This is a genomic window from Kitasatospora sp. NPDC050463 (assembly GCF_040655255.1).
Lineage (GTDB): Bacteria > Actinomycetota > Actinomycetes > Streptomycetales > Streptomycetaceae > Kitasatospora.
Genome location: NZ_JBFAJO010000031.1, coordinates 46,300 through 72,261 on the forward strand (window position 1 = coordinate 46,300; position 25,962 = coordinate 72,261).

The 25,962-nt window shown below is 74.6% G+C and carries 24 protein-coding genes; 15 read left to right on the forward strand and 9 right to left on the reverse strand.

Annotated elements, in window-relative coordinates; all coding sequences use genetic code 11:
• Positions 1 to 140: 140 nt before the first annotated feature.
• Complete coding sequence (locus AB0J08_RS20580; protein WP_360635853.1) at positions 141 to 965, reverse strand: ABC transporter permease; 825 nt, start codon at positions 963 to 965, stop codon at positions 141 to 143.
• Positions 965 to 1,882: an ATP-binding cassette domain-containing protein gene (locus tag AB0J08_RS20585; RefSeq protein WP_360635856.1), complete on the reverse strand. Its 918-nt coding sequence runs from the start codon at positions 1,880 to 1,882 to the stop codon at positions 965 to 967. Before AB0J08_RS20585 ends, AB0J08_RS20580 begins: the two co-directional genes overlap by 1 nt.
• Before the next feature lie 131 nt (positions 1,883 to 2,013).
• Between AB0J08_RS20585 and AB0J08_RS20590 the strand changes: the two genes are divergently transcribed.
• Together AB0J08_RS20590 and AB0J08_RS20595 are read left to right on the forward strand one after the other, a co-directional pair.
• A complete protein-coding gene (locus AB0J08_RS20590) occupies positions 2,014 to 3,267 on the forward strand; it encodes a sensor histidine kinase (protein WP_360635859.1) in 1,254 nt (417 codons plus the stop codon).
• Positions 3,264 to 3,950, forward strand: a complete 687-nt coding sequence (locus AB0J08_RS20595; RefSeq protein WP_360635862.1) for a response regulator transcription factor — start codon at positions 3,264 to 3,266, stop codon at positions 3,948 to 3,950. Before AB0J08_RS20590 ends, AB0J08_RS20595 begins: the two co-directional genes overlap by 4 nt.
• A gap of 213 nt (positions 3,951 to 4,163) precedes the next feature.
• Here AB0J08_RS20595 and AB0J08_RS20600 read toward each other — a convergent pair whose 3' ends face one another.
• The gene (locus AB0J08_RS20600; protein ID WP_360635865.1) at positions 4,164 to 5,159 is read right to left on the reverse strand and encodes a helix-turn-helix domain-containing protein; all 996 of its coding nucleotides are present in this window, start codon (positions 5,157 to 5,159) and stop codon (positions 4,164 to 4,166) included.
• Positions 5,160 to 5,247: 88 nt separating this feature from the next.
• Here AB0J08_RS20600 and AB0J08_RS20605 point away from each other — a divergent pair, with 88 nt between their 5' ends.
• The gene (locus tag AB0J08_RS20605) at positions 5,248 to 5,466 is read left to right on the forward strand and encodes a hypothetical protein (protein ID WP_360635868.1); all 219 of its coding nucleotides are present in this window, start codon (positions 5,248 to 5,250) and stop codon (positions 5,464 to 5,466) included.
• Between the two features lie 112 nt (positions 5,467 to 5,578).
• On the forward strand, positions 5,579 to 6,199 hold the full coding sequence (locus AB0J08_RS20610; protein ID WP_360635871.1) for a cysteine hydrolase family protein: 621 nt from the start codon (positions 5,579 to 5,581) through the stop codon (positions 6,197 to 6,199).
• Between the two features lie 50 nt (positions 6,200 to 6,249).
• Here the strand turns inward: AB0J08_RS20610 and AB0J08_RS20615 are convergent, their stop codons facing one another.
• Together AB0J08_RS20615 and AB0J08_RS20620 are read right to left on the reverse strand one after the other, a co-directional pair.
• Positions 6,250 to 6,774, reverse strand: coding sequence for a hypothetical protein (locus AB0J08_RS20615; protein WP_360635874.1), 525 nt, complete (start codon positions 6,772 to 6,774; stop codon positions 6,250 to 6,252).
• An 87-nt stretch (positions 6,775 to 6,861) separates the two neighbouring features.
• A complete protein-coding gene (locus AB0J08_RS20620; protein WP_360635877.1) occupies positions 6,862 to 7,626 on the reverse strand; it encodes an NAD(P)H-binding protein in 765 nt (254 codons plus the stop codon).
• 104 nt (positions 7,627 to 7,730) lie between these two features.
• On the opposite strand from AB0J08_RS20620, the gene sigJ reads away from it, so the two are divergent.
• On the forward strand, positions 7,731 to 8,618 hold the full coding sequence (gene sigJ / locus AB0J08_RS20625) for an RNA polymerase sigma factor SigJ (protein ID WP_360635880.1): 888 nt from the start codon (positions 7,731 to 7,733) through the stop codon (positions 8,616 to 8,618).
• A gap of 147 nt (positions 8,619 to 8,765) precedes the next feature.
• On the opposite strand, the gene AB0J08_RS20630 is transcribed toward sigJ, so the two are convergent.
• From AB0J08_RS20630 to AB0J08_RS20640, 3 genes are all read right to left on the reverse strand, one after another.
• Positions 8,766 to 10,214 (reverse strand): hypothetical protein, encoded by a 1,449-nt coding sequence (locus AB0J08_RS20630; protein WP_360635883.1) that lies wholly within the window; start codon positions 10,212 to 10,214, stop codon positions 8,766 to 8,768.
• Between the two features lie 107 nt (positions 10,215 to 10,321).
• Entirely contained in the window at positions 10,322 to 10,840 is a 519-nt protein-coding gene (locus AB0J08_RS20635) for a DinB family protein (RefSeq protein WP_360635886.1), read from the reverse strand.
• Between the two features lie 31 nt (positions 10,841 to 10,871).
• Positions 10,872 to 11,447: a nucleosidase gene (locus AB0J08_RS20640; RefSeq protein ID WP_360635889.1), complete on the reverse strand. Its 576-nt coding sequence runs from the start codon at positions 11,445 to 11,447 to the stop codon at positions 10,872 to 10,874.
• Between the two features lie 362 nt (positions 11,448 to 11,809).
• Here AB0J08_RS20640 and AB0J08_RS20645 point away from each other — a divergent pair, with 362 nt between their 5' ends.
• The 10 genes from AB0J08_RS20645 (at position 11,810) to AB0J08_RS20690 (ending at position 25,113) form a co-directional block, all read left to right on the forward strand.
• Positions 11,810 to 13,168 (forward strand): hypothetical protein, encoded by a 1,359-nt coding sequence (locus AB0J08_RS20645; RefSeq protein ID WP_360635892.1) that lies wholly within the window; start codon positions 11,810 to 11,812, stop codon positions 13,166 to 13,168.
• Between the two features lie 16 nt (positions 13,169 to 13,184).
• Entirely contained in the window at positions 13,185 to 14,132 is a 948-nt protein-coding gene (locus AB0J08_RS20650; RefSeq protein ID WP_360635895.1) for a glutamate ABC transporter substrate-binding protein, read from the forward strand.
• Positions 14,133 to 14,273: 141 nt separating this feature from the next.
• On the forward strand, positions 14,274 to 15,629 hold the full coding sequence (locus AB0J08_RS20655; protein WP_360635898.1) for a hypothetical protein: 1,356 nt from the start codon (positions 14,274 to 14,276) through the stop codon (positions 15,627 to 15,629).
• A gap of 4 nt (positions 15,630 to 15,633) precedes the next feature.
• Positions 15,634 to 18,276: a tetratricopeptide repeat protein gene (locus AB0J08_RS20660; protein WP_360635901.1), complete on the forward strand. Its 2,643-nt coding sequence runs from the start codon at positions 15,634 to 15,636 to the stop codon at positions 18,274 to 18,276.
• A 3-nt stretch (positions 18,277 to 18,279) separates the two neighbouring features.
• Positions 18,280 to 19,635: a PP2C family serine/threonine-protein phosphatase gene (locus AB0J08_RS20665; protein ID WP_360635904.1), complete on the forward strand. Its 1,356-nt coding sequence runs from the start codon at positions 18,280 to 18,282 to the stop codon at positions 19,633 to 19,635.
• A gap of 60 nt (positions 19,636 to 19,695) precedes the next feature.
• Entirely contained in the window at positions 19,696 to 21,051 is a 1,356-nt protein-coding gene (locus AB0J08_RS20670; RefSeq protein ID WP_360635907.1) for a VWA domain-containing protein, read from the forward strand.
• A gap of 73 nt (positions 21,052 to 21,124) precedes the next feature.
• Positions 21,125 to 22,354: an FHA domain-containing protein gene (locus AB0J08_RS20675; RefSeq protein WP_360635910.1), complete on the forward strand. Its 1,230-nt coding sequence runs from the start codon at positions 21,125 to 21,127 to the stop codon at positions 22,352 to 22,354.
• Positions 22,355 to 22,541: 187 nt separating this feature from the next.
• The gene (locus AB0J08_RS20680) at positions 22,542 to 23,459 is read left to right on the forward strand and encodes an ABC transporter ATP-binding protein (protein ID WP_360635913.1); all 918 of its coding nucleotides are present in this window, start codon (positions 22,542 to 22,544) and stop codon (positions 23,457 to 23,459) included.
• Entirely contained in the window at positions 23,456 to 24,616 is a 1,161-nt protein-coding gene (locus tag AB0J08_RS20685; RefSeq protein ID WP_360635916.1) for an ABC transporter permease, read from the forward strand. Before AB0J08_RS20680 ends, AB0J08_RS20685 begins: the two co-directional genes overlap by 4 nt.
• A 92-nt stretch (positions 24,617 to 24,708) precedes the next feature.
• The gene (locus tag AB0J08_RS20690; RefSeq protein ID WP_360635919.1) at positions 24,709 to 25,113 is read left to right on the forward strand and encodes a globin; all 405 of its coding nucleotides are present in this window, start codon (positions 24,709 to 24,711) and stop codon (positions 25,111 to 25,113) included.
• Between the two features lie 101 nt (positions 25,114 to 25,214).
• On the opposite strand, the gene AB0J08_RS20695 is transcribed toward AB0J08_RS20690, so the two are convergent.
• A complete protein-coding gene (locus AB0J08_RS20695; protein WP_360635922.1) occupies positions 25,215 to 25,910 on the reverse strand; it encodes a hypothetical protein in 696 nt (231 codons plus the stop codon).
• Positions 25,911 to 25,962: the final 52 nt, after the last annotated feature.

Consider the following 25,962-nt stretch of genomic DNA (forward strand, 5'->3'; position numbering starts at 1 on the left):
CTTGTGTCTACGACTCTAGGGCGCCGAGAGACCTGCCCCCATGGTGCATTTCCGGGGCATTTCCATGGGTCAATCACACCCGTTCGCCGGCCCCCGCGCGGCCGCGTCCGGGGCGCGCGGTGCACGCCCCGGCGAGCCGCTCACACGTCCCGGCGCCGCACCACGATCACCGCGAGGGCGACGGTGACCAGCGGCCAGAGCAGGTACACGAGCCAGCAGCCGGGGACGGTGGCGGTGTAGCCCAGCGAGTCGGGATCCGGCGCCCAGGGGCAGACCAGGCGCTGCCAGGCGGCCGACACCAGCGCGTGCTTGAGGTCCGCCGACCAGCGGTTGCTCTCCGAGAACATGGTGGGCAGCATCAGCAGGACGAAGACGCTGGTGACCACCGTCCCGGCGGCGTGCCGGAGCAGCACGCCGAGGCCCAGACCGACCACGGCGCAGACCGGAGCCAGCACCGCGGACGCCACCAGCGCCCGGAACACCCCGGGTTCGGTGATCGGAACGCCGACGTGGCGCCCGTCCAGGACGGCCTGGGAGACCAGGAAGGAACCGAGTGAGGCGACCGTGCCGACGGCCGTCCACAGCGCGGCGGTGACGGCCGTCTTGGCCAGCACGACCGAGCCGCGGGCCGGGACGGCCGCCGTGGTGGTGCGGATCAACCCACTGCTGTACTCGCTCACGACGGTGAGGGCGCCCATGGTGGCGGCGACGAGGATCAACGTCCAGTAGCCGGCCGGCGGGAAGGAGTCGTAGGACCGGAACGCGGCGGGGCCGGATTCTGCGGCCCGGTCCGCCAGCGTGGCCGCGGCGGCGGACCCGATGACGAACAGGACGGTGAGTCCGATCACCCACGGCGTCGAGCGCAGCGACCGTGTCTTGATCCACTCGGCGGCGACCAGGTCGCCGAAGCGGGCGGCCGGCGCGGCGGCGGGGGTGGTCCGGGGAGCGGTGGCGAGCATCGTCATCAGGGCTGTCCTGCCAGGTATTCGGTGCTGTCGGCGGTGAGTTCCATGAAGGCCGCCTCCAGCGAGGCGGTACGGGTGGTCAGTTCGTCCAGCCGGATGCCGTTCTCGAAGGCGAGCGCTCCGATCCGGTCCGCCGGGAGGCCGGTCACGGTGAACTTCTCGGCCCCCGCCGAGCCCTCCGGCTCGACCGAGGCGCCCGCCGCGGTCAGCAGGGCCGCCAGCTCGGCGGCCTGCGGAGTCCCGACCACGACGCTGCCACGGGTACCACGGGCCGCGAAGTCCCGTACCGACTCGGCGGCGATGAGGCGGCCCCGGCCGATGACGACCAACTGGTCGGCGGTGTTCTCCATCTCCGACATCAGATGGCTGGAGAGGAAGACGGTGCGACCCTCGGCGGCCAGGCGCCGGAAGAGCCGGCGCACCCAGAGCACACCTTCCGGGTCCATGCCGTTGATCGGCTCGTCGAACATGAGCACGGGCGGGTCGCCGAGCAGGGCGGTGGCGATGCCCAGCCGCTGCTTCATGCCAAGGGAGAAGCCGCCGATCCGGCGGTTCGCCGCCTCGGCCAGCCCCACCTCCTGGAGGACCTCGGCCACCCGCCCCAGCGGGATGCCGTTGCTGCGCGCCAGGGCCGACAGGTGGGCGGCGGCGCTGCGTCCGCCGTGGACCTGTCCGGCGTCGAGGAGGGCGCCGACGTGCCGCAGTCCGCGCGGGTGGCGGTGGAAGGGGACGCCGCCGACGGTGGCGGTGCCGGCGGTGGGAGTGTCCAGACCGAGGATCATCCGCAGGGTGGTGGACTTGCCGGCGCCGTTGGGGCCGAGGAATCCGGTGACCTGGCCGGGCCGCACGGTGAAGGACAGGTGGTCGACGGCCGTCTTGCCGCCGTAGCGCTTGGTGAGTTCGTTGACTTCGATCACAACGGCAACCCTGCCGGGACGCCCCCCGTCCGGGCATCGGGCCGTGGGCGGCAATCACGCGGCGTGCTCAGCCCGGGGGCGTACATCCCCGGGCCGATGCCGCGCCGGGACCGGCTGGCTACCCTCGCGGCATGGACACCACGGCGACCACCACCCCACCACCTGCGGGTTCCACCTCACCCCCGCCCTCGCGAAGGCCCGGCCCGCCCCTGCCGGGGACGACCGTCGCGGCCTGGGCCGGGGCGGTGCTGTACCTCCTGGCGGTCGGTCTGCTGGTGGGGGGTGCGTCGCAGGCCTCGGGCACCGTCCACGGCGTCGGGGCCATGCTGTCGGTGTGCCTGCTCGTCGGCCTGCTGCGCCGGAGACCGCTGCTGACGCTGGCGACGGCTCTCCTCGGTTCCACCCTCGTGGTGGCGGGCATGCCGACCTCCGACGCTTCGCCCCTGTCGGCCTCCTACCAGGGGCAGTTCCTGTCGTTCCTGGCAGTGGACGCCGTCCTGGGCTTCATCGTCGCCACCTGCACCCGGCGGGCTTCGATCGTCGCCGTGGCCGTCTCCTGCGTCATCCAGCTCCTGGTGGTCGGCGGCTTCGCCCACGGGAACGACATGACCGTCAACGCCGTGATCGCCGTCCTGGCCATGGCCGCGTCCTGCACGGTCGGCCTGCTGAGCCGCGAGCGTCGCGAGCACGCGGTGGCGCTGCGCTCGCAGGAGGTGGCCGAGGCGGTGACCGCCGAACGGCTGCGGATCGCGCGGGAGTTGCATGACATGGTCGCGCACAGCATCGGCATCATCGCGATCCAGGCCGGGGTGGGGAGCCGGGTGATCGAGACCCAGCCCGCGGAGGCCCGGGAGGCGCTGCGCGCGATCGAGGCCACCAGCCGGGAGACCCTGTCGGGCCTTCGGCGCACGCTGGTGGCACTGCGTCAGGCCGATTCCGGCGCGGCGGGCACGGCGCAGGCATCGCGTGCGCCCTCGCCGGGCCTGGCGGACCTCGAACGGCTGGCGGCGGCGACGGCGGACGCCGGGGTCCAGGTCGACCTGCACCTCAGCGGGGAGCGGCGTCCGCTGCCGGCCGACATCGACCTGTCCGCCTACCGTATCGTCCAGGAGGCGCTGACCAACGTGGTCCGCCACGCGGGCACCGGGCACTGCCGGGTGTCCATCGACTACGGGGACGGGGAACTGTCGGTGGAGATCGTCGACGACGGACGGGGTGCCACCGCGAGCGGCTCGGCCCACGGCTTCGGGCTGGTGGGCATGCGGGAGCGGGTCGGCCTGCTGCACGGCCGGCTGAGCGCCGGGACGCGCCCCGAGGGCGGCTTCCGGGTGGCGGCGCTGGTGCCGCTGCCCGCTCCCGTCGCGGTTCCGGCGGCGGCCCGATGACCGTCCGCGTACTGCTCGTCGACGACCAGCCGCTGGTGCGGTCCGGTCTGCGCGTGATCATGGCCGACCACCCCGACCTGATGGTCGTCGGCGAGGCCGCCGACGGCGCCGAGGCGGTCCGACTGGTCGCCGACCTGAGCCCCGACGTCGTGGTGATGGACATCCGGATGCCCGGCATGGACGGGATCGAGGCCACGCGCCTGATCACAGCCGGTCCGGCAACGGCCCGCGTCCTCGTCCTGACCACCTTCGACGAGGACGACCACGTCTACGACGCGCTCCGGGCCGGCGCCAGCGGCTTCGTGGTCAAGGACATGGCGCTGGACGACATCCTCGCGGCGGTCCGCGTGGTCGCCGCCGGTGACGCGCTCATCGCGCCGGGGGTGACGCGCCGGCTGATCGCGGACTTCGTCGGGCGCCCGGGAACCGCCGGGCCCGCAGCCGCCCCGGCGGACCAGGCGGACCAGGCCCGGCCGATCGAGGGCATCACCGAGCGGGAGCGGGAAGTCCTGACCCTGGTCGGGCGGGGCCGGTCGAACGCCGAGATCGCGGAGGACCTCTTCATCACGGTGGCCACCGCCAAGTCCCACGTGTCCCGGCTGTTCGCCAAGCTGGGCGCCCGGGACCGGGTCCAGCTGGTGATCACCGCGTACGAGGCGGGGCTCGTCGCGCCGCCCCGCTGAGGCACTTCCCGGCGCCGCGTGCGCCTCCCCGTGGTGGACTGACTCAAGTCCGCTCGCGCAGAGCACACTTGGGGGATCGACGGTCGAGGGCCTCGGCTCCCACGGGTGCACCAGTGCCTCGCTGCCCTGCGGCGGCGGGCAGCTGGTCGTGACCGCCCCGGACGCCCCCTGGGCGGTCGCCGCCGACCTCGTCCTGCGCCGGGCCGCCGACTTCTAGGAGCGGCGCACCGGCTCCCCCTCCGGGACCGGATCCTCCGCACGCCCCCGGAAGGTCCGGCGGTACTCACGCGGGGCGACGCCGACCCGGGCGACGAAGGCGGGCCGCAGCGAGACCGCCGAGCCGAAGCCGCAACGGACCGCGACGGTGTCCACCGGCAGGTCCGTCTCCTCCAGCAACCGCTGGGCCAGCAGCACGCGTTGCTCCAGCAGCCAGCGCAGCGGCGTCGTGCCGGTCGCGCCGACGAAGCGGCGGGCGAACGAGCGCTCCGACATCAGCGCCAGCCCCGCCATCCGGCGGACCGTCCACGGGGTGTCGAGCGCGCCCAGCACCTCGGCGCGGACGCGGGCCAGGGCGTCGTCGCCCCCGGAGCCCTCGGGGACCGGCGAGGGGATGAACTGCGCCTGGCCGCCCGCCCGGAAGGGCGCGGTGACCATCGCGCGGGCGATGGTGGCGGCGGCCTGCTGCCCGTGTGCGGCGCGGACCAGGTGCAGGCAGAGGTCGATCCCGGCCGCCACCCCGGCGGAGGTCCAGAGACCGCCCTCGCCGGTGAAGAGCACCTCCGGGCGGACGTCCACCGCCGGGAAGCGCCGGGCCAGTTCGGCGGCGAGCGCCCAGTGGGTGGTGGCGGTCCGGCCGTCCAGCAGACCGGCCTCGGCGAGGACGAAGGCGCCCGCGCAGAGCGAGGCGACGGTGACGCCCCGCTCGTGGGCGGCGCGCAGCGCGGCGAGCACGGCCGGGTCGCGCGGCTCGTGCAGCCGCTCCATCCCCGGGACGACCACCAGGTCGCACTCCTGGAGCGCCTCCAGGCCGAAGTCCGGCACCCGCTCCAGCCCGCCGCCGAGCTGCACCCGGGCGCCCTGCGGCCCGCAGACCCGCAGCTCGAAGGGGGGCAGCCCGGGCCGGGTGACCCGGTTCGACCACACCTCACCGATCACCGCGTAGTCGAACGCCCGCACACCCTCGAAGATCAGGCAACCCACAGTCCGCATGGCAGAAATCTAGCGACGCGCCCCTGGCCCCCCTTCTCCGGACCTGGACCGGACCGGCCACTGGGCAGCACAGGTCGCGGGCGGACGGGTGACGCTGGACCTGCCGCCGGGGCTCGACCAGGCCGAGGCCGTCGCGTACAACGAGCGGGTCGGCCGGCGCGACGGGGTCGAACGCGTCGACGAGGACGGCACCGTGCACCTCACCGAGGAGTGCCGGGCGGCCGTCGCGGGCTTCGCGCCCGACCTGGCGCTGCCGCTGGCCGTCGCCGACCTGGCCGCCCGGCTCGACCGGGTGCTGGCGCCCTGAAGGTACTCGCCGGCGGTCGCGCCCGGCACCCCCGGCGCGCTGGCAGGATTCGATCGATGGGTGGCGGCAGCGCCCCTCACGAAGGGTGCCCGGGCACGAGCACGATGGACGCATGACGAACACCGAAGCATTCGACGCCCCGCTGACCATCGACCCCGACGCCGTACTCGTCGTCATCGACGTCCAGAAGGGCTTCGAGGACCACGCGTTCTGGGGCCCGCGGGACAACCCGGAGGCCGAGCAGCGGATCGGCGAGCTGATCGACACCTGGCAGGACACCGGGCGCCCGGTCGTGATGGTGCAGCACGCCTCGAAGGCGGGGCCGCTGGTGCCTGGCACGGCTGGGTACGAGTTGAAGGACGTGGTCGCGCGGGTGCGGGCGGACCTGCACATCACCAAGCCGGTGAACAGCGCCTTCTACGGCACCCCCGACCTGCACGCCTGGCTCCAGGAGCGGGGCGCCCGGCAGGTGGTGATCGTCGGGATCATGACCAACGTGTGCAACGAGACGACGGCGCGGATGGCGGGCAACCTCGGGTACGACGCGATCTTCCCGACCGATGCCATGCACACCTTCGACATGGTCGGCCCGGACGGCGTGACCGTCCCGGCCGCCGAACTCGCCCGGGCCACCGCGACGGTGCTGCACGCGATGCGGTTCGCGAAGGTCACCACCACCGCCGCCGTCCTGACGGCGGCGACGGCCGACCGGTCGGCGGCCGTGGCCGGCTGACCCGCCGGCTGACCGGCCGGCGGCCGGGTCGGTGCGTCCTGGGCACCGGGTCAGCGGATCAGCGCGCCATAGGCCGTCCGCTCCACCGCGTTGAGCAGGACGACGCCCTGCCCCGGCCCGGTGGCCACCGCCCGGAGACGGGCCAGCGCCTCGGCCTCGGTGGGCAGTTCGATCCCGAGGGCGGCCGCCGCCGCGTCCCGGTCGGCGAGCAGCCCGGGCTCGTCCTCCAGGTACTGCTCGGCCGCCTCGGCACTCTCCTCGGCGGTGAAGCCCGGGCAGTCCCGCCACCACGGGACGGTCAGCAGCAGCCGGACCAGCTCCGGCAGACCGATCGCCACCAGCGCGGCGCCGCCCTCGGAGTCGGCGTAGAGGACGGGCCGCTCCTCGCCGCCGGCGCCGCAGAAGAAGAAGGTGCCGCCCGCGCCGTCCCCGGCGATCGCCTCCAAGGGCTCTCCCGACGCCAGCACGACCTCCTCCACGTGCTCGGTGCGGTCGAGGTCGAAGTCGCCCGGCCAGAGCAGGAAGTCGGCGGCGACGGCGCTGTCCCGGACGGCGGCGAGGAGTGAGTACGTCATGCCCGCCAATCTAGGGGCCCGCACCGACACCATCCGGACCGCGCCCGGACCGCGCCCGGACCACGCCCTGCCACCCGCGGCAGCCCCTCACCCCACCCGCTCGGCCAGGAAGGCCTCCCAGGTCCGCCCGCCCTGCTCGGCACCCACGAGGGTCAGGTTGTCGCCGGCCCGGTAGGCACGGCCGACCTTGCCGGGAACGCGGACCGGCAGCGCCGGCCGCCTCCTGCCACGCGCCTTCAGATAGCTCCGGACCAGCTCGGACAGCGGGTACACGGCCGGCCCGACCAGGTCGGGGACGAGACCGGCCGGCTCGTCCAGCGCCAGCTCCACCAGCCGGGCCGCCACGTCCCGGGAGTCGACCGGCTGCCACCGGATCCCGCCCGGCGCGGGCACCACCGGCAGCCTGCCCATGCCGGCCGCCACCTTCAGGGCGAGGTCGTGGAACTGCGCGGCGCGCAGCATGCTGTACGGCAGGCCGGAGTCCGCGACCGCCCGCTCGGCGCCCAGCTTGGAGCGGAAGTAGCCGAGCGGGAGCCGGTCCGCCCCGACGACCGAGATGTACACCAGGTGCCGCACCCCGGCGCGCTGCGCGGCCCGCACCAGGTGGCGGGTGGCCAGGTCGTCGCCCTTGGCGCCGCCCGCGAGGTGCAGGACCGTCCCGACGCCGTCCACCGCCGCCTCGATCCCCTCGTCCTTGAGCAGGTCACCGGTCACGAAGTGGACGCCGTCGGCAGCCGGGCGCGCGCCGCGGGTGAGCACCCGGACGTCGTGGCCGGCCGCGCGCAGCAGCGGCAGGACGTGCCCGCCGAGGGTGCCGGTGCCGCCCGTCACGAGGAGGGGGGAGTTCGTCATGATCGCCTCCGATTCGTCCTGGCCGGACATTGATCTTCCGGCCACAGCCGTTAGGTTTCGTGGTTCTGCAGCTATGACCCGCGGCGACGAAGGAATGTGACACGGTGAACGAGAAAGTTGTGCCGACCGAGCGGTTCGAGGAACACCGGGCGCACCTGCGCGCCGTGGCGTACCGGATGCTCGGCTCGATCAGCGAGGCCGAGGACGCCGTCCAGGAGGCCTGGCTGCGGTACGACCGCACCGACACGAGCGAGGTCGAGAACCTCGGCGGGTGGCTGACCACCGTGGTGGGGCGGGTCTGCCTGAACCTGCTGCGCTCGCGCGAGCAACGGCGCGAGGACCCGCTGGAGACGCGGATCCCGGATCCGATCCTCGGCCGGGAGGGCGTGATCGACCCGGAACAGGAGGTGCTGCTGGCCGACTCGGTCGGGCTGGCGCTGATGGTCGTGCTGGCGGAGCTGTCACCGGCCGAGCGGGTGGCGTTCGTGTTGCACGACATGTTCGCGGTGCCGTTCGAGGAGATCGCCCCGCTGGTCGAGAAGACCGCGGCCGCCACCCGGCAGCTGGCCAGTCGCGCCCGCCGCAAGGTCCAGGGGCAGGCCCCGGCGCCCGACCGGGACCTCGCCCGCCAGCGGGTGGCCGTCGACGCGTTCTTCGCCGCCACCCGGACCGGCGACCTGGACGCGCTGCTCGCGGTGCTCGACCCCGACGTGGTGCTGCGCTCGGACGGCGGGGCCCTGCGGGCCCGCCAGAACGTGGTGCTCACGGGCGCCGCGACGGTGGCGGGCCAGGCGGTCATGTTCCGCTCGCTGGCACCGTTCGTCCGCCCGGCGCTGATCAACGGCGCCGCCGGCGTGGTGGCGTTCGGCGCCAACGGCAAACCGGTCTCGATCATGGCGTTCACCGTGGTGGACGGCACGATCGTCGCGATCGACGTGCTGATCGACCCGGAGCGGCTGGCCGGGCTCGACCTGACGGCGTTCGGGGCGTGACCGCGTTCGGGGCGTGACCCGCCTTCTGAACCCTGGCGACCACCGGGGCTTCTTGACGAGCGAGGCTTGTTGACGACCGGGCCTGACGGCAACGGCCGCCCCCCGCACGGCGTCGTGCGGGGGGCGGCCGGTACCGGCGGAGGGCGCTCAGCCCTTCTTGGCGAGGAAGTCGTACGCCCCGGCGGCGACGTCGTCCAGGTACGGGCCGGCCTGGAACATCGGGTCGCCGGTGTGCTTCCCGACCGAGACGTTGCTGACCAGCGCCGGCTTGCCGTCCTTGACGGCCAGCCAGCCGCCGCCGCTGGAGCCGGCGGTCATGGAGCAGCCGATGGCCAGCATCGGCGGACGCGTGGGCTCGTACGACAGGCGGGCCGGCTTGCCGCTCTCGCAGCGGTTCAGCTCCATGCCGTCGAACGGCGGGGCGGCCGGGTAGCCGAACTCGGTGATGTTCAGCTGGTCGCGCGGGGCGTTGAACCAGACCGGGAGCGCGCCCCCGACCGTCTCCTCCAGCGACTTCGCGCCGTCCGCGGGCTTCACCCGGACGATCGCGAAGTCGTAGTGCGTGGCCGCGTCACCGGTCTTGCCGCCCTCGGCCTTCCACTGCGGGGAGGTCACAGCCTGCGTCGCGCCCCAGACGCCGAACGGCGCGTACTGGGACTCGTCCGCCTGCTTGCCACCGCTCAGCGCGGCGCTGCTGTTGAAGGCCGGGATGAAGGTGATGTTGCTGTAGAAGCCGCCGCCCTTGCCCTGGTGGACGCAGTGGCCCGCCGTCCAGACCAGGTTGCTCTTGCCGGGGTGGGCCGGGTCGGCCACCACGGTCGCGGAGCACTGCGAGTGGTTCAGGCCGCCGGCGGCACCCGCCGCGGCGCCCGGCTCGTCGGCGAACAGCTTCCCGTGCACGGCGACCTTGGTGTACGGGTGCTGCACGGCCTGGGCGTTGACGGTCTTCGGCAGCGGGTCGTTGCCGTTGTCGGCCGGCTGGGCCGGCGGCTGACCCGGCTGCGACGGCTGCGCGGGCGGCTGCGCCGGCGGCTGGGCCGGCGGCGACGGCTGGGCCGGCGGCTGGGCCGGCGCCTGCGAGGGCGGCTGCGTCGCCGCGGGCTGCTGGGAGGGCTGCTTGGGCGGCGCCGGGGCCTGCGAGGCCGGCTGCTGGGTGCTGGACGGCTTCGGCGCCGCCGGCGTGGTCGGGTGACCCGGCTGGGTGGGCTGGCCGGCCGGCGGCTGGGTGCCCGGCGCCGAGGTGGGAGCCCCGGGAGCGGACGGCTGGGCCGGCGGCTGGGTGCCCGCGGGCTGCGGGGCCGGCGGCGCGATCGGCTCGTTCGGCTTGGCCTGGAGCAGCTTCTCCAGCGTCCAGAAACCCTTGGTGGCGGCCGGGAGGGCGTAGTCCTTCGCCCACTTCTCCCAGTCCTCGAACTTCCACTTCTTCAGGTCGTCGAGGTTGGACGGGAGGCCGAGATCGGGTGCGCCCGCGGCCGCGGCGGCGTCGGCCGAGCTGTTGTCCGGGCCGCACGCCGAGGTGCCGAGCAGGGTGAGCGCGAGGACCGACGCCCCGAGGACGGCCCGAGCGGAGCGCGTGGTTCTACGTGATGGTGACATGAACTTCTGAATCCCCCTGTGTGAAAACGCGCGGCGCCGCCGGGGCGGCGCCGTGGTGCGCGGGGGAGTATTCCACTGCCTGTCAGGTCCGGACGAACCGACCCCCGCTACCGGCCGACCACACCGTCCAACTGCTCACGGATGATGTCGGCGTGACCGGCGTGCCGGCCGGTCTCCTCGATCATGTGGACCAGCAGCCAACGCATCGACGGCGCTTCGGCGTTGGGGCGCAGCGAGCGGACGCCGGGGCGGTCGAGGTGGCCGGACGCGGAGGCGATCACCTCGTTGGCGCGGGCGATCGCGGCCCGGTAGGCGGCGACCGATCCGGCCACCGTCTCGTCACCGGGCGAGGGCGCGTCGTCGTCCCACGGCTCGCCGCCCTCGCCGCGGTACGCCCAGAGGAACCAGTTGAGTTCCACCGCGGTGAGGTGCCTGACCAGCCAGAGCAGACTGGTGCCGGAGGCCACGCCGGGGCGGCGGGCGTCCTCGTCCGCGAGGCCCCGGGTCTTGCCGATCACGCCCTCGCGCAGGTAGTCGAGGAAGGCCAGCAGAGTGGTCGGTTCGTCCGCGGCGATGCCGGGCGGGCGGGCGTCGGTGCGCTTGCGCGCGGGCGCGTTCTCGGTCACACCGGCCACTCTAGATCGCCATGACGCACCGTCACCCCCCCTGGTGGTGCACCCAGTCCGCGAGGTGACGGGCGCAGTCGTCGACGGACTCGCGCCAGGTGTGCGCGGCGCCCTCGCCGGCCTCGTCGCTGACGTGCTTCACCAGGCGCACGGGCAGACCGGCCCGGTGGGCGACGGTGGCGACGGCGTAGCCCTCCATGTCGACGAGGTCCGCGTGCTCGGCGAGGCGGTCGCGGGCGGCCGCGCCGGAGACGAAGAGGTCGCCGGTGGCCAGTACCGGGCCGTCGCCCTTGCCGACCATCAGCGGAGCGCCGTAGACACGGCCGGTGAGCTCCAGCAGGGCGGGGCTGTCGAGGTCGTGCTGGATCACCTGGACGACCGTGTGGGTGCCCTCCCAGCCGGGGCGCAGGGCGCCGGCGGTACCGAGGTTGACCACCTCGGAGGGGTGCTCGCCGCGGGCGAGGACGGTCGCCAGCGCAGCGGTCGCGTTGACCTTGCCGATGCCGGTCAGCAGGACCGGGAGCCGGTCGCCCAGGTACGCCGCCTCCTCCCGGACGGCGACGACGAGCAGCGGGCGGTCGGCGGAGATCGTTCCCAGGAGTCGCATGCCGCCATGGTACGGACGGCCCTCCCGGCGACCGGAACGGCACAACCGGACCCCTCCCCTCCGGCTGTCCGTGGAACCGCATAGGGTGCATCCCGCGTCGACCCGATCGCCACCCGCCCCGCAACCGGAGCGGGCGGGCCCGGACGGGACTCGGCGGCACCGGCACCAGGGATCGGAACAACGCCCGCGGAGCGGGCCCGGAGACCGGGCCCGGCGATGCTCAAGATCGGCGCAAGTCGGGTGTGGCCGCGGGGAGCGACGGCCATACTGCTGGCAACGGCCGTGCCCCGGACGACGGAGCCGGCCACAGGGGAGGGTGAGGCCCGGTGGCGACACCAGTACGTACGGAGAGGCCCCGCACGGTGGCTCCGGCGCGGCCCGGCGGCACGGCCGAGGTCAGGCGTGCCGGCCCGCTCGGCCGGCTGAGCCGGGCCACCCGGACGGCACCGGGCCGGCTGCGGCTGGCCGGGGCACTGCTGGCGGTGCTCACCGTGGCGTTCGGCGCGCTCACCGCCTGGCAGGTCAACTCCCGTGCGCAGGCCGCGGAGCGGGTCGTCTCGTACAGCCAGCCGCTCAGCCAGGCGGCCGCCGACATCCACCGCTCGCTGGCCGACGCCGACACCACGGCGGCCACCGGTTTCCTGCTGGCGGGCGCCGAGCCGAAGGCCGTCCGGGACCGCTACGAGCGGGACCTCGCGACGGCGTCCCGGCTGATCGCCGAGGCGGCGGCGCGGACCACCACCTCCTCCCCCGCCCAGGGCTGGCTCGCCACGCTCAACCAGCAGGTGGCCGTGTACGCCGGGCTGGTGGAGAACGCGCGGGCCGACAACCGTCAGGGCTTCCCGCTCGGCGGCGCCTACCTGCGGTACGCCTCGGACCAGATGCGCACCGTGCTGCTGCCGGCCGCCGCCCAGCTCAGCGCCGCCGAGAACCAGGCGCTGGCGGACGACTACGCCGAGGCCGAGGCCGTCCCGTGGGCCGCGTACGGCCTGGGCGTGCTGGCCCTCGCGGCGCTGCTCCAGGTGCAGGTGACGCTGTGCCGGCGGACCAACCGGGTGTTCAACATCGGGCTGGTCGGCGCGACCGCCGCCGTGCTGTCCGCCGTGCTCTGGCTGACGGTGGCGGGGACGGGCGCGAACTCCGCGCTGCACGCCAGCGAGTCCAGGGGCGCCGCCCCGCTGCGGGCGCTCAACGCCGCCCGGGTCGACGTCCTGACCGCCCGGCTGGCGGAGAACCTGCACTTCGTGGCCCGCGGTTCCAGCACCCAGTACGCGGACCTCTGGTCGAAGACCACCGAGCACCTGTCCGGCTCCGACGCCCCGGCCGACCGGTACGCCGGCACCCTGCCGGACGCCCTGCGGCTGGCCCCGGCGGACGCCCGCGCCGCCATCGCCGACGCCCAACAGCAGTACCAGCAGTGGCGCGAACGGCACCTCGCGGCGAGCCGGCTGGAGAACGTCGACGCGGACTACCAGGCCGCGCTGGACGCCACGGTGACCGTCCGGGAGGCGGACGTGGCGCAGAGCGCCGACGCCTCGTTCAACGCCGCCGACCAGCGGCTGGGCCAGGCCGCCGAGACCGAGCTGCAGCAGTTCAAGCGGGCCGCCGAGGGCACCGACGGGGACCTTCGCACCGCCGCCGCGGCGGTCGCGGTGCTCACCCTGGTGGCAGCCGCCGCGGCGGTCCGCGGCCTCGGCCGGCGACTGGCCGAGTACCGGTAGAGGGGGGACGGACACGATGAGCAGGACCACGGTACGGGCCCGGTCGGTGACGGCGGTGGCGCTGGCGGCGTGCTGCGCGGCGGTGCTCGGCGCGGGCGGCCCGCAGGGCGCCGTCCTGCCGGCCGCCGCGACGGTGCGGCCGGCGCAGGCACCGCAGCAGGAGCAGGCCGGCAACGACTGCGACGTCTACCAGAGCGTGCCGCCGAGCAGCGAGGACGGCCCGGCGGTGAAGGCCGTCAAGGCCAAGCGCAGCCTGGTGATCGGCGTCGACCAGAACAGCTTCCGCTGGGGCTCCCGCAACCCCAACACGGGCCAGATCGAGGGCTTCGACATCGACCTCGCCCGGGCGATCGGCACCGCCCTCATGGGCGACCCGGACAAGGTGACCCTCAAGGCGGTCCCGACCGCCGAACGGGTCAAGTTCGTCCAGGAGGGCCGGGTCGACCTGATCGTCCGGACCATGACGATCACCTGCGACCGGCTCCAGCAGGTCGCCTTCTCCAAGCCGTACTTCAACACCAGCCAGCGCGTCGTGGTGCCCAAGGCGTCCCCGGCGAGGACCATCGACGAGGCGGTGGACGGCAAGACCGTCTGCGCGGCGACGAGTTCCTCGGCCGAGGACGAGCTGAAGGCCCGTCCGAAGGTCGGGAAGATCGTCTCGGTGGAGAACCACCTGGACTGCCTGGTCCTGATGCAGCTCGGCAAGGTCGACGCGACCATGACCGACGACGGCCTCGCGGCCAGCCAGGCCGCCCAGGACCAGACCGTCCGGCTGGTGGACGGCGAGGTCCGGCCCGCGGTGATGGGCATCGCGATGCTCAAGAACAGTCCGGACCTCACGGCCCGGGTGAACCAGGTCCTCGCGGACTACCACGCGAGCGGCGCCTGGCGGGCGGCGTACGACCGCTGGCTCAAGCCGTACATGCTGAGCGACGCCGAGCACTACTGGCCGACACAGCGCTGACCACCACGGCCTGACCGTCGCCGCACCGGGCATCCCGCCCGACGGCCGCTCGACGCCCGGGCCGGCTCCGGGCCGGCGGCCACAGGCTAGGGTCGGGGCGGATCGATCCAGGACAGAGAGACAGAGAACGGAGAGAGGGCGTTGGCAGCTTCCGCTGGCCCGGTGCTGAGCCGGGAGGAGGTGGACCGTGCGCTGGCGCGCCTCGGCGCGGACCGCGACGCGGTCGAGGCGGCGCTGCTCTCGCTCCAGGACCACCCGGGCCTGCGGCTGCTCGACGGCGCCGAACCGACCGGGCGCACCCTGGAGCGCTGGTCCGTCGCCGGGCAGGGCCTGCCGCTGCTCTGGGCCCTGTTCGACCGCTACTCGGAGGCGCTGGCCTCGGCCCGCGCGGTACGCGCCCGGCGGAGCAGGCCGGGCGCGGCCGAACTCGCCGAGCTGAGCGAGCTGCTGACCGGCGAGGCGGTCACCGTGCCCGGCGGCGCGGTGCCGGACGGCCCGCACCTGCTCGGCACACCCGCCAAGCTGGTCGAGCGGGTCACCCTGGACGACCTGATGGCCAGGATGAACTCCTGGTACGCCACCGTGCTGGAGGTGGTGAGCGCCGCCGACGCCGTCTGGTCGGCGCTGCCGGCCCGGATCGACCTGCTGCTGGCCGAACTGCGCCGGGTGCAGACGCTGGCGGGCTCGCTCGGCGTGCACCCCGGCAGCCACCCGCTCGGCGACGACCTGGCCGGGCTGGAAGCCGATCTGACGGAGCTGCGGACCGAGGTGCGCAGCGACCCGCTGGCGCTCTGGCGACCCGCCCGGGTACCGGCCCAGCGCGGCACCCGACCCGACGGCACCGCGCTCGCCACGTCGGCCGGCGTGGTGGACACCGAACGCTTCGACCGGGCCGGACGGGCGCTGGACGGCGTCCGGGTGGAGCTGGAGGACCTGCTGCGGCTGCGCGACGACGCGGAGGAGCGGCTCCAGGGGGTCGGCGACCTCCTGCAACGGGCCGACGCCACGCTGGCGGAGGCCCGCCGGGCGCGCGGCGAGGTGCTGGCGAAGATAGCCGCCACCGAGGTGCCGGCCGTGCCGGGGCCGGCCTCGGCACTGCGCGAACGGATCGTGCTGGCCCTGGAGTTGCGCCAGAGCGGGCAGTGGCACCGGCTGGCGCCGCTGCTGGACGCGTTGGAGGACGCGGCCGCCAAGGAGCTGGGCCGGGCCCGGCAGTCGCTGACCGAGGTGACCCAGCCGCTGGCCGTCCGGGCCGAGCTGCGGGGGCGCCTGGACGCGTACAAGGCGATGGCGGCCCGGCTGCGGGTGGCCGAGGACCCGGTCGTGATCGAGCGGTACGAGAAGGCGCGCTGGCTGCTCTGGAGCGCGCCCTGCGACCTGCGGGCGGCGGCGGGTGCCGTGGCCCGCTTCCAGCAGTCGCTGCGGCCGGCGCAGGCCGAACCGCCCGGCGGCGGGCCGGTCGACGGACGGACACAGGAACAGGGACTGGGGGGCTAGTTTCATGGCGCAGGCGTGCGTACGGCCGGAGTGCACCGGCAACGGGACGATCGACCCGGACGGCTACTGCGACGAGTGCGGGCTCGCCCCGGCGGGCGCTTCCTCGGCGGGCGGCTCGTCCACGGGCGCGTCCGCCACGGGCGCGTCCTCCACGGGCGGCTCCTCGGCGGGCGGCTCCGCGGCGGAGACCGGCGCGGCGGGCCCCGGTTCGCCCTGCCCCCGGGAGTGCTCCGGCACCATCGACGACGACGGCTACTGCGACGAGTGCGGCCTGACCGCCCCCGGCGGCGACACCGGGCTGACCCAGCCGTACGTGCCGTCCGCCCGGGTCGACCCCGACTCGGCGCGCTCCAGCCGCACCGGCTCGTCCCGCTCGATGTCCGGCCGCTCCCGCTCGCACCGCTCCACGCGGACCGGCAGCGGCCGCTCGGTCTCGGTGCGCAGCAGCCGGGGCAGCGTCAGCGCGGGCACCCGCCACCGGCTCGGCGCCGGCCTGGTGACGGTGCCGACCGTACCGGCGGCCGACCCGGCGCAGGCGGTGCTGGCCAACCCGGAGGTGCCGGAGCGCAAGCGGTTCTGCTCCAAGTGCGAGACCCCGGTGGGCCGGGAGAAGAACGGCCGGCCGGGGCGGCCCGACGGCTTCTGCACCAAGTGCGGCACGCCGTACTCGTTCACGCCCAAGCTCCGCCGGGGGGACCTGGTCGGCGGGCAGTACGAGGTGGTCGGCTGCCTGGCGCACGGCGGGCTCGGCTGGATCTACCTGGCGGTGGACCGGCGGGTCAACGACAAGTGGGTGGTCCTCAAGGGCCTGCTGGACACCGGCGACGAGGACGCGCTCGCGGTGGCCGTCGCCGAGCGGCGCTTCCTCGCCGAGGTGGACCACCCCAACATCGTCCGCATCATCAACTTCGCCGAGCACCCGGACCTGCGCACCGGCTCCACCGACGGCTACATCGTGATGGAGTACGTCGGCGGCAAGTCGCTCAAGGACATCGCCAACGAGCGCCGGACGCCGGACGGCCGGCGGCTGCCGCTGCCGGTGGAGCAGGGCATCGCGTACGCCCTGGAGGCGCTGCCGGCGCTCGGGTACCTGCACGGCCGGAGCCTGGTCTACTGCGACTTCAAGATCGACAACGTGATCCAGAGCGGCGACACGCTCAAGATCATCGACATGGGCGCCGTCCGGCGGCTCGACGACGACGGCCCGATCTACGGCACCATCGGCTACCAGGCACCGGAGATCGCCACCGACGGCCCCTCCCCCGCCTCCGACCTCTACACGGTGGCCCGCACCCTGGCCGTGCTCACCTTCGACTTCCAGGGCTACAGCACCACCTACCGCGACAGCCTGCCCGGGCCGGAGGCGGTACCGGCCTTCGCCGAGTACGAGTCGTACTACCGCTTCCTGGTCCGCGCCACCGACCCGGACCCGGCCCGCCGCTTCGGCTCCGCCGAGGAAATGGCCGACCAGCTCACCGGCGTGCTGCGCGAGGTGCTGGCGCTCCAGGACCAGCGCCCCCGCCCCGCCCTCTCCACCCTGTTCGGCCCGGAACTGCGGGTGGTCGACAACGAGTTGGTGCTCCCGACGGTCCGGCGCGGCGAGCTGCTGGTGGCCGGGCTGGACCCGGCCGCCGCCGCCCTGGCCCTGCCCGTCCCCCGGGTCGACCCGGGGGACCCGAACGCGGGCTTCCTGGCCACCCTGCTGGCCGCCGACCCGGCGGAGGCACTCGCCGCGCTGGCCGGCGCCCCCGCCGACTCCGCCGAGCGCCGGCTGCGCGAACTGCGCGCCCACCTCGAACTGCGCGGCCGTGCCGACGCCGACCGGACGCTGACCGCCCTGGAGAAGGACCACCCGGACGACTGGCGGGTGGTCTGGTACCGCGGCCTCGCCGCGCTGGTCGACTCCCTCAGCGGCGCCCCGGACGGCTCCGACGGTCCCGACGGGACGAAGCTGCGCGCCGCGGCCGAGGCCTTCGACGCCGTCTACGACGCCTTCCCCGGCGAGAGCGCCCCGAAGCTCGCCCTCGCCATCTGCGCCGAACTGCTCGGCAACGGCGGCGACGCGGCCGAGCTCTACCGCCTCGTCTGGACCACCGACCAGGCCTACCTCAGCGCCGCCTTCGGCCTGGCCCGGGTCCTCCTCGCCGACGGGGACCGGTCCGGCGCCGTCCGGGTGCTGGAGTCGGTGCCCGCCACCTCCAGCCAGTTCACCGCCGCCCGGATCGCCGCCGTCCGGGCCCGGCTGCGCGAACGGCCCGCCACCGACCCGCTCGGCGCCGACCTCGGCGCGTGCTCCGAGCAGCTGACCGCCCTGCGCCTGGACGACCGGACCCGCGAGGAGCTCTCCGTCGAGGTGCTCGACGCCGCACTCGGCTGGGTGACGGCCGGCTCGCCCGGCGGGACCGGCCCGGCGGCCGGCACGGGCGGGACCGGTTCCGCGGACGGGACCGATACCGCGGGCGGGACCGGCGAGACCCCGACGACGACCGGCGAGCTCACCGTCCTCGGACGGCCGCCCGCCGAACGGGAACTGCGGCTCGCGCTGGAGCAGTCCTACCGGGTACTCGCCCGGTTGGCCGACCGGGCCGAGATCAGGATCGAGATGGTGGAGCGGGCCAACCGTGCCCGCCCCAGGACGTGGGTGTAGCCAATGCCGCAGCAGACCGTGTGCCAGAGCTGTTCCGAGCCGCTGGACCAGGAGGACGCCTATTGCGGCTCCTGCGGGGCGAGCCGGAACGGCCGGCCGGCTCCGGGGGCGATGCCCCCGAGCTGGTCCGCCACGCAGGGCGGCGGCGGAGCGGACCACGCGCCGACCGTCCCGGTACCGGTGGTGCCCGCCCCCGCGCCCGGATCCGTGGTGCCCGCGCAGGGCGGGCCCGGATGCGTCCACTGCGGTCTGCCGCACGTCACCTCCGACGGCTACTGCGAGGCCTGCGGCGGCGCCCAGCCGCGTCCCCGCGACCACATGGAGAAGGCCCTCGGGGGCGTCGCCGGGGTCAGTGACCGGGGCCTGCGCCACCACCGCAACGAGGACTCCTTCACCGTCGCCGCCACCTCGCTGCCTGGCGGCGAGCCGGTCGTGGTGGCCGTGGTCTGCGACGGGGTCTCCTCCTCGGACCGGCCCGACCAGGCCTCCGAGACCGCCGTCGACGCCGCGTCCGAGTCGCTGCTGACCGCGCTGGAGGCCGGCCGCGACCCCGATGCCGCGATGCGCGGGGCGATCGCCGACGCGGCCGCCGCCGTCGCCGCCCTCGCCGAGGACGGCGCCTCGCCCTCCCGGCCCGACCTCAACGCCCCGGCCTGCACCTACGTCAGCGCGATAGCCTCCGGCGGCCGGGTCACCATCGGCTGGGTCGGCGACACCCGGGCGTACTGGATCCCGGACGACCGGGTCGCCGCCGAGCCGTTCCGGCTCACCCAGGACGACTCCTGGGCCGCCCGGATGGTCGAGGCCGGGCTGATGGGCGAGGCCGAGGCCTATGCGGACCCGCGCGCCCACGCCATCACCGGCTGGCTCGGCGCGGACGCCGAGGAGGTCGTCCCGCACACCCTGGCCTTCACCCCGCACGTCCCCGGCGTCCTGCTGATCTGCACCGACGGCCTCTGGAACTACGCCGAGGCCGCCACCGAACTCGCCCACTACGTCCGCCAGGACGCCCGGACCGAGCCGCTCGCCGCCGCCCGGACCCTGGTGAAGTTCGCGGTCGCGGCCGGCGGGCACGACAACATCACCGTCGCCGTGCTGCCGATCGACCCGCCGACCGGCCCGGCCGGCGCGGGGCGGCCGGACGCGGCGGACGAGCGCACCGCCACCGCGGTCGACCTGCCCGTGGTCCGGCCGGCCGGCGGCCCCGCCGGCCGCCCCGCGGACGAGGAGGACCACGACCCGACACTGCCGGACCTGCCGGTGATCGGCTCGCCCGCCGCGCCGCTGCCGCCCGTCCCGCCGGCTCCCCCCGGCCCGCCCGGCGTCCCGCCCCGGCCGCCGCGCCCGCCGCTGGGCTGACGCCCGCCCACCCCACCGACCGTTCGCACCAACCGACCACCCGACGGGAGCCACCGGCCCATGGCAACACTGGCTAAGCCGAACCTGCCCAGGTTCGACGTGGACATCTTCCAGAACGCGTTCCTCGCCGACGGCGCCCGCGAGGTGAACGCCATCGTCACCGTCACCGCGACCGGCGGCGGCACCTCCGGCGGCCGCCCGCTCGGCGTGACCGACAGCGGGCCGCTGGACGCGGGAGCGCACTCCGCCGCCGTGGTGATCATGGTGGACTGCTCCGGCTCGATGGACTACCCGGCCAGCAAGATGCGCGGCGCCCGGGAGGCCACCGCCGCCGCCATCGACACCGTCCGCGACGGCGTCGCCTTCGCCGTGGTGGCCGGCACCCACGAGGCCCGGGACATCTACCCCGGCGACGGCACCCTCGCGGTCGCCTCGGCGGCCACCCGGGCCCAGGCCAAGGAGGCGCTGCGCCGGCTCAGCGCGGCCGGCGGCACCGCGATGGGCACCTGGCTCGCCAAGGCGGACTCGCTCTTCCTCACCCGCCGGGACATCGCCATCCGGCACGCCATCCTGCTCACCGACGGCAAGAACGAGCACGAGTCGGCGGCCGACCTGGAGCGCGTCATCGAGCGGGTCTCCGGCCACTTCACCGCCGACTGCCGCGGGGTGGGCACCGACTGGCGGGTGGACGAGCTGCGCAAGATCTCCTCCGCACTGCTGGGCACCGTCGACATCGTCGCCGAACCGTCCGGCCTCGCCGAGGACTTCCGTTCCATGATGGAAGGCGCCATGGGCAAGCAGGTCGCCGACGTCGCGCTGCGGATCTGGACCCCGGCCAACGCCGTGGTCACCTTCGTCAAGCAGGTCGCCCCCACCGTGGAGGACCTCACCGGCCGCCGCACCGAGGCGGGCCCGCGGGCCGGCGACTACCCGACCGGCTCCTGGGGCGACGAGAGCCGCGACTACCACGTCTGCGTGGAGGTCCCGGCCGCCGCCGTCGGCAACGAAATGCTCGCCGCCCGGATCAGCCTCGTCCTGCCGCCGCAGACCGGGAACACCCCCGAGGTGCTGTCGCAGGGCCTGGTCAAGGCGGTCTGGACGGACGACCTGGCCTCGTCCACCCGGATCAGCCCGCAGGTCGCCCACTACACCGGGCAGGCCGAGCTGGCCTCGTCGATCCAGGAGGGCCTGGAGGCGCACCGCGCCGGGGACGTAGACCGCGCCACCGCCAAGCTCGGCGCCGCCGTCCGGATCGCCCACGCCACCGGGAACGAGGGCACGTTCAAGCTGCTGCAGAAGGTGGTGGACGTGGTCGACCCGAAGGAGGGTACCGTTCGGTTCCGTAAGAATGTGAGTGAGGCCGACTCGATGACCCTTGAGACCCGGTCGACCAAAACCGTCCGTGTGAAGAAGTGACCGCTGAAGTACCGGTCGGGCCCCGGCCCGGCCGGACGCTGCCCCAGCTGGCTGGGAATCGAGGGGGGACCTGATGCCGATCTGCCCGAGGGGGCACGAGTCGCAGGCCGAGGACTGGTGCGACTTCTGCGGCTTCCCGATGACACCGCCGCCGCCGATCCCGCCGCCGCCCGGCACGCTCCCGGGGGCACCGGGGGCGCCCGTCGGCCATGACGGCCTCGGCGGCCCGGGCGCGCACGGCGGGCCCGGGCACCCCGGCCACGGCGGCGCGCCGTTCGGCGGACCGGTGCGCCCCGCGGAGCAACCGGGCGCCGTACCGCCGGGCGCTCAGGGCTTCCCCGACCTCACCGAGGGCCTGGTGATCTGCCCGATCTGCCGCAGCCCGCAGACCGGACGGTTCTGCGAGGAGTGCGGGTACGACTACGACCTCTCCGCTCCCTCCCACCGCCAGCCCCCGCCCGCCGGCGCGGCGCCCGCGACCGGACCCGCCCCGCTCAACATCCCGGCGGCGTACGGCGGCCCGCAGCCGCCGGCCCAGCAGCCGCAGCCGCCGCACGCCCAGCAGCAGGCACGGCCCGCCTACGGCTACCCGCAGACCGGCGGGGCGTTCCAGGAGGCTCCGTACCAGGAGGCGTCCTACCAGGAGGCGTCCTACCAGGAGCAGCCGTACCAGGAGCAGCCGTACCAGGAGCAGCCGCGCGAGGACTCCGGCCCGGTCTACGCCCAGCCCGGTCCGACCGGGCGCGGCGGTGAGTTCGGCACCTCGTTCAACCTGGCGCCGCCGGTTCCCCCGCAGACCCAGCAGGGCCAGCCCGGCCAGCAGGGCCAGCACGTCCCGCAGGCCCAGCAGGCCCAGCAGCAGCCGTACCAGCCGGCCCCGCCCGAGCCGGTCCGGACCAACTGGATCGCGGTGGTCTCGGCCGACCGCGACTACTTCACCGACATGATGGCCCGCAGCGGCCCGGAGGCGGCGGGGCTCTTCTTCCCCCCGTACTGCCCCGAGCGGCGCATCCCGCTGACCGGCCGCGGCCAGCTGCGGATCGGCCGGCGCAGCCAGCACCGCGGCACCGTGCCGGAGATCGACCTCTCCGTCCCGCCGGAGGACCCGGGCGCCTCGCACCAGCACGCGCTGCTCGCCGAACAGGCGGACGGCAGCTGGGTGCTGGTCGACCAGGACTCCACCAACGGCACCACGATGAACGGCGGCGCCGAGTCACTCGCCCCGCACACCGCGGTCCCGCTGAACGACGGCGACCGGATCCACATCGGGGCGTGGACCACCATCACCCTGCACCGCGCCTGACCCTCGGCGCCCGGGGCCGGGCGGGAGTCCGCTCCCGCCCGGCCCGCCGGCGTCCTGCGCCGTACACGCACGGCCCTGACCAGCCAGGAGGCCGCCTCGGGGCGGCCCGGGCACCCGGCAAAATGATCTTCAAATCACCTCGGCCCGGCCTCCCCAGCGCCCCCGGATACCCCTACGCTCAGGCCCCATGACTGCAGCGATATCCGCCGACGGAATCCGTCAGCGGTACGGGGACGTGCAGGCCGTCGACGGTGTTTCCCTCACCGTCGAGGTCGGCGAGTTTTACGGAATCCTGGGCCCGAACGGCGCCGGGAAGACCACCACACTGGAGATTCTGGAGGGAATCCGCAAGCCCGACGAGGGCCGGATCGAGCTGCTGGGGCTGGCGCCCTGGCCGCGCAATCCGAAACTGCTGCCGAGGATCGGCGTGCAGTTCCAGGCTTCGGCCTTCTTCAACAAACTGACGGCGCGGGAGACGATCCGCACCTTCGGCTCCTTCTACGGCGTCGGCCCCAAGCGCGCCGACGCGATGCTGGAGCGGGTGGGCCTCACCGAGTCGGCCGGGGTGATGACCGACAAGATGTCCGGCGGCCAGGCCCAGCGCCTCTCGATCGCCTGCGCGCTGGCTCACGACCCGGAGCTGGTCTTCCTGGACGAGCCCACCACCGGTCTCGACCCGCAGGCCCGCCGCAACCTCTGGGACCTCCTGCGGGACATCAACGCCGAGGGCCGCACGGTCGTCCTGACCACCCACTACCTGGACGAGGCCGAGGTGCTCTGCGACCGCGTCTCGGTGATGGACCACGGCAAGGTCCTGCGCACCGGCGCACCGGCCGCGCTGGTCCGGGAGATCGACGACACCGTGCGGATCAGCGTGGAGTCCGGGCTGCTCTCCGCCGAGCGGGCGCGCGAGCTGCTCGCGGCGACCGGCGCCGAGATCGCCTCGGTCGAGGACGACGGCGTCTCGCTCGCCGTCTCGACCCGCCTGCCCGGCCCGGTGCTCTCCGTGCTGGCCGAGCAGAACGCGCTGCGCGGACTCGAAGTCCGCGGCGCCACCCTGGAAGACGTCTTCCTCCAGCTCACCGGACGGGAGTACCGCGCATGAGCGCCGAACGCACTCGGGGCGCGACCGTTCCGGCCCAGCGCACGTCCGGAGGTCCCAGCGCGCCCGACGGGCAGCCGGAGCGCGAACGGGTGAGCGCCTTCGCCAGCCTCTCCCGGGTGATGGTGGTCGCCTTCCTCCGGGACCGCACGGCCGTCTTCTTCGTGATCCTCTTCCCGCTGATGTTCCTGCTGCTGTTCGGCACCCTGCTCAAGGGCGCGTCCAGCCCGCACGCCAAGGTGGTGCAGGTCGGCGCGGTCCAGCTGCTGGACTCGGTGCAGGGCGACGGCCGGGCCGACCTGGAGAAGGTCCTCACCATCAGCCGCAGCGACGACGAGGCCGCCGCACTGGAGCAGGTCCGCAAGGGCGACCTGGACGCGATGATCAAGGAGGGCCCGGACGGCAGGGTCGTGCTGCGCTTCAGCGCCGCCGACCAGGTCCGCGCCGGCTCCGTCCAGGGCATCGTCAACTCGGTCGTCCAGCAGGCCAACCAGGCCGCCAGCGGCAAGCCGGCGGCCTTCGTCCTGGACGCGCACCAGGTCGAGGACAACTCGCTGAAGCCGATCCAGTACCTCACTCCCGGCCTGCTGGGCTGGGCGGTGGCCACCGGCGCGGTGTTCGGCGCCTCGCTGACCCTGGTGTCCTGGCGGCAGAAGAAGGTGCTGCGCCGCCTGCGGCTGGCCCCGGTGAGCGCCGGGTCGATCGTGGCGTCCCGGATCGCCGTCTCGGTGCTGACGGCCCTGGTCCAGACGGCCGTCTTCCTGGTCGTCGCCACCATGCCGTTCTTCGGGCTGAAACTCACCGGCGACTGGTGGCTGATCATCCCGCTGGTGGTCTGCGCGACGATCGCCTTCATGTCGATCGGCCTGCTGGCCGGGTCGCTGGCCAAGACCGAGGAGGCGGCCAACGGCATCTCGCAGATCATCGTCCTGCCGATGTCGTTCCTGTCCGGCTCGTTCTTCCCCGCGGACGACATGCCCACCTGGCTGAAGACCGTCTCCGAGGCACTGCCGCTGAGGCACCTGGTCACCGCGGCCCAGTCGGTGCTCTCCCGGGGCGGCGGCGTGATGGACGCGCTGCCGACGATGGGCGGGCTGCTGGTGTTCGCCGCCGTGCTCACCGCGATCGCCTGGCGGTTCTTCCGCTGGGAAGACGTCTGAGCCGACTCCTGACGGCGGCGGGGTCGTACGCCTGCGGTCCTGGTCCCCAGGTCCCGGTGTACGGCCCCGCCGCCGTCTGCGACCATGGTCGGGTGAAAGAGATCCGGCGTGGCACGCTCAGCGAGGAGACCTTCTTCGAACAGGTCGGTGGCGAGCCGACCTTCCGGCGGCTGGTGCACCGGTTCTACCAGGGCGTCGCGCAGGACGAGTTGCTGCGGCCGATGTACCCCGAGGAGGACCTCGGCCCGGCCGAGGAGCGCCTCACGCTCTTCCTGATGCAGTACTGGGGCGGTCCGCGTACCTACAGCGAGCAGCGCGGGCACCCGCGACTGCGGATGCGGCACGTGCCGTTCACGGTGGACCGCGCGGCGCACGACGCCTGGCTGAAGCACATGCGGGCGGCGGTGGACGAGTTGGCCCTGCCGGCCGACGCCGAGCGGCAGCTCTGGGACTACCTCACCTACGCCGCCGCCTCGATGGTCAACACCGAGGGCTGACCACCGCCCGGGGGCCAGGCGGCACCCGGTGCCGGTCGCCCCGAGGGCAGGCGCCGGGACGGCGATCTTCCGGGGCCGTCGGCGCCTCGGCCGGACAGCGCCTAGCGCATCGGGCTGAGTCCCAGCCCCGCACCGGGCGCGGCCGCCGTACGCACCGCCACCGATCCCGCCGGGGCACTCAGCCGCAACCAGCCGCCGGCGCGGTGCACGGTCAGCGGCGCACCCGGCTTGAGGAAACCGATCACATAGGCCGCGTGCGCGGCGCGCAACGGCAGCTCGGGCAGCGCGGTCACCGGCCGGGACCAGATCTCGTCGGCCAGCCCGTCCAGCACCGCACGGGTCCGGTGGTGGACCGGCACCGCCTCGCTGCGCTCACGGAACTCCCGCACCCCCGCCATCAGTTCGGGGTACACCTCGGCCACCGGCGGCTCGCCGACCGGCCGCCAGCCGGAGCGCGGCGGCAGCAGGCCGGCCCAGGCCGGGCCGGTGACGGGCGCGGGCAGCGCCACGGTGTTCCGCGCACTGTCCAGGCCGTCCAGCAGCTGCCCCGCCGAGACCGTGCGGTCCGCCGGCCCGACCAGCTCGGCCAGCCGCGCGGTACGGATCGCCAGCGCGCCGGAACTGCCGAGCGGCAACCGGCCGAAGACCGCCAGCACACCGTCGCCGCCGGCCTGCCTGGCCACCGCCTGCAGGCGTACCGCCGCCGCCCGGTCGAAGCGCAGCAGACGGACCAGGAAGGCGGCCAGGTCGGCGCCCTCCCCGGCGTCGGCGAGGGCGAGGGAGGCGGTAGCGGTCAACGCGGTTCAGCTCGAATCGGGTATCGGTGGCGGGTGGTGGTGCGGGCCGGGG

Coding starts and splice junctions, on each gene's coding strand:
- AB0J08_RS20580 (WP_360635853.1), bottom strand. CDS start 965: ATGACGATGCTCGCCACCGCTCCCCGGACCACCCCCGCCGCCGCGCCG.
- AB0J08_RS20590 (WP_360635859.1), top strand. CDS start 2,014: ATGGACACCACGGCGACCACCACCCCACCACCTGCGGGTTCCACCTCA.
- AB0J08_RS20595 (WP_360635862.1), top strand. CDS start 3,264: ATGACCGTCCGCGTACTGCTCGTCGACGACCAGCCGCTGGTGCGGTCC.
- AB0J08_RS20600 (WP_360635865.1), bottom strand. CDS start 5,159: ATGCGGACTGTGGGTTGCCTGATCTTCGAGGGTGTGCGGGCGTTCGAC.
- AB0J08_RS20610 (WP_360635871.1), top strand. CDS start 5,579: ATGACGAACACCGAAGCATTCGACGCCCCGCTGACCATCGACCCCGAC.
- AB0J08_RS20615 (WP_360635874.1), bottom strand. CDS start 6,774: ATGACGTACTCACTCCTCGCCGCCGTCCGGGACAGCGCCGTCGCCGCC.
- AB0J08_RS20620 (WP_360635877.1), bottom strand. CDS start 7,626: ATGACGAACTCCCCCCTCCTCGTGACGGGCGGCACCGGCACCCTCGGC.
- AB0J08_RS20630 (WP_360635883.1), bottom strand. CDS start 10,214: ATGTCACCATCACGTAGAACCACGCGCTCCGCTCGGGCCGTCCTCGGG.
- AB0J08_RS20640 (WP_360635889.1), bottom strand. CDS start 11,447: ATGCGACTCCTGGGAACGATCTCCGCCGACCGCCCGCTGCTCGTCGTC.
- AB0J08_RS20650 (WP_360635895.1), top strand. CDS start 13,185: ATGAGCAGGACCACGGTACGGGCCCGGTCGGTGACGGCGGTGGCGCTG.
- AB0J08_RS20660 (WP_360635901.1), top strand. CDS start 15,634: ATGGCGCAGGCGTGCGTACGGCCGGAGTGCACCGGCAACGGGACGATC.
- AB0J08_RS20665 (WP_360635904.1), top strand. CDS start 18,280: ATGCCGCAGCAGACCGTGTGCCAGAGCTGTTCCGAGCCGCTGGACCAG.
- AB0J08_RS20670 (WP_360635907.1), top strand. CDS start 19,696: ATGGCAACACTGGCTAAGCCGAACCTGCCCAGGTTCGACGTGGACATC.
- AB0J08_RS20675 (WP_360635910.1), top strand. CDS start 21,125: ATGCCGATCTGCCCGAGGGGGCACGAGTCGCAGGCCGAGGACTGGTGC.
- AB0J08_RS20680 (WP_360635913.1), top strand. CDS start 22,542: ATGACTGCAGCGATATCCGCCGACGGAATCCGTCAGCGGTACGGGGAC.
- AB0J08_RS20685 (WP_360635916.1), top strand. CDS start 23,456: ATGAGCGCCGAACGCACTCGGGGCGCGACCGTTCCGGCCCAGCGCACG.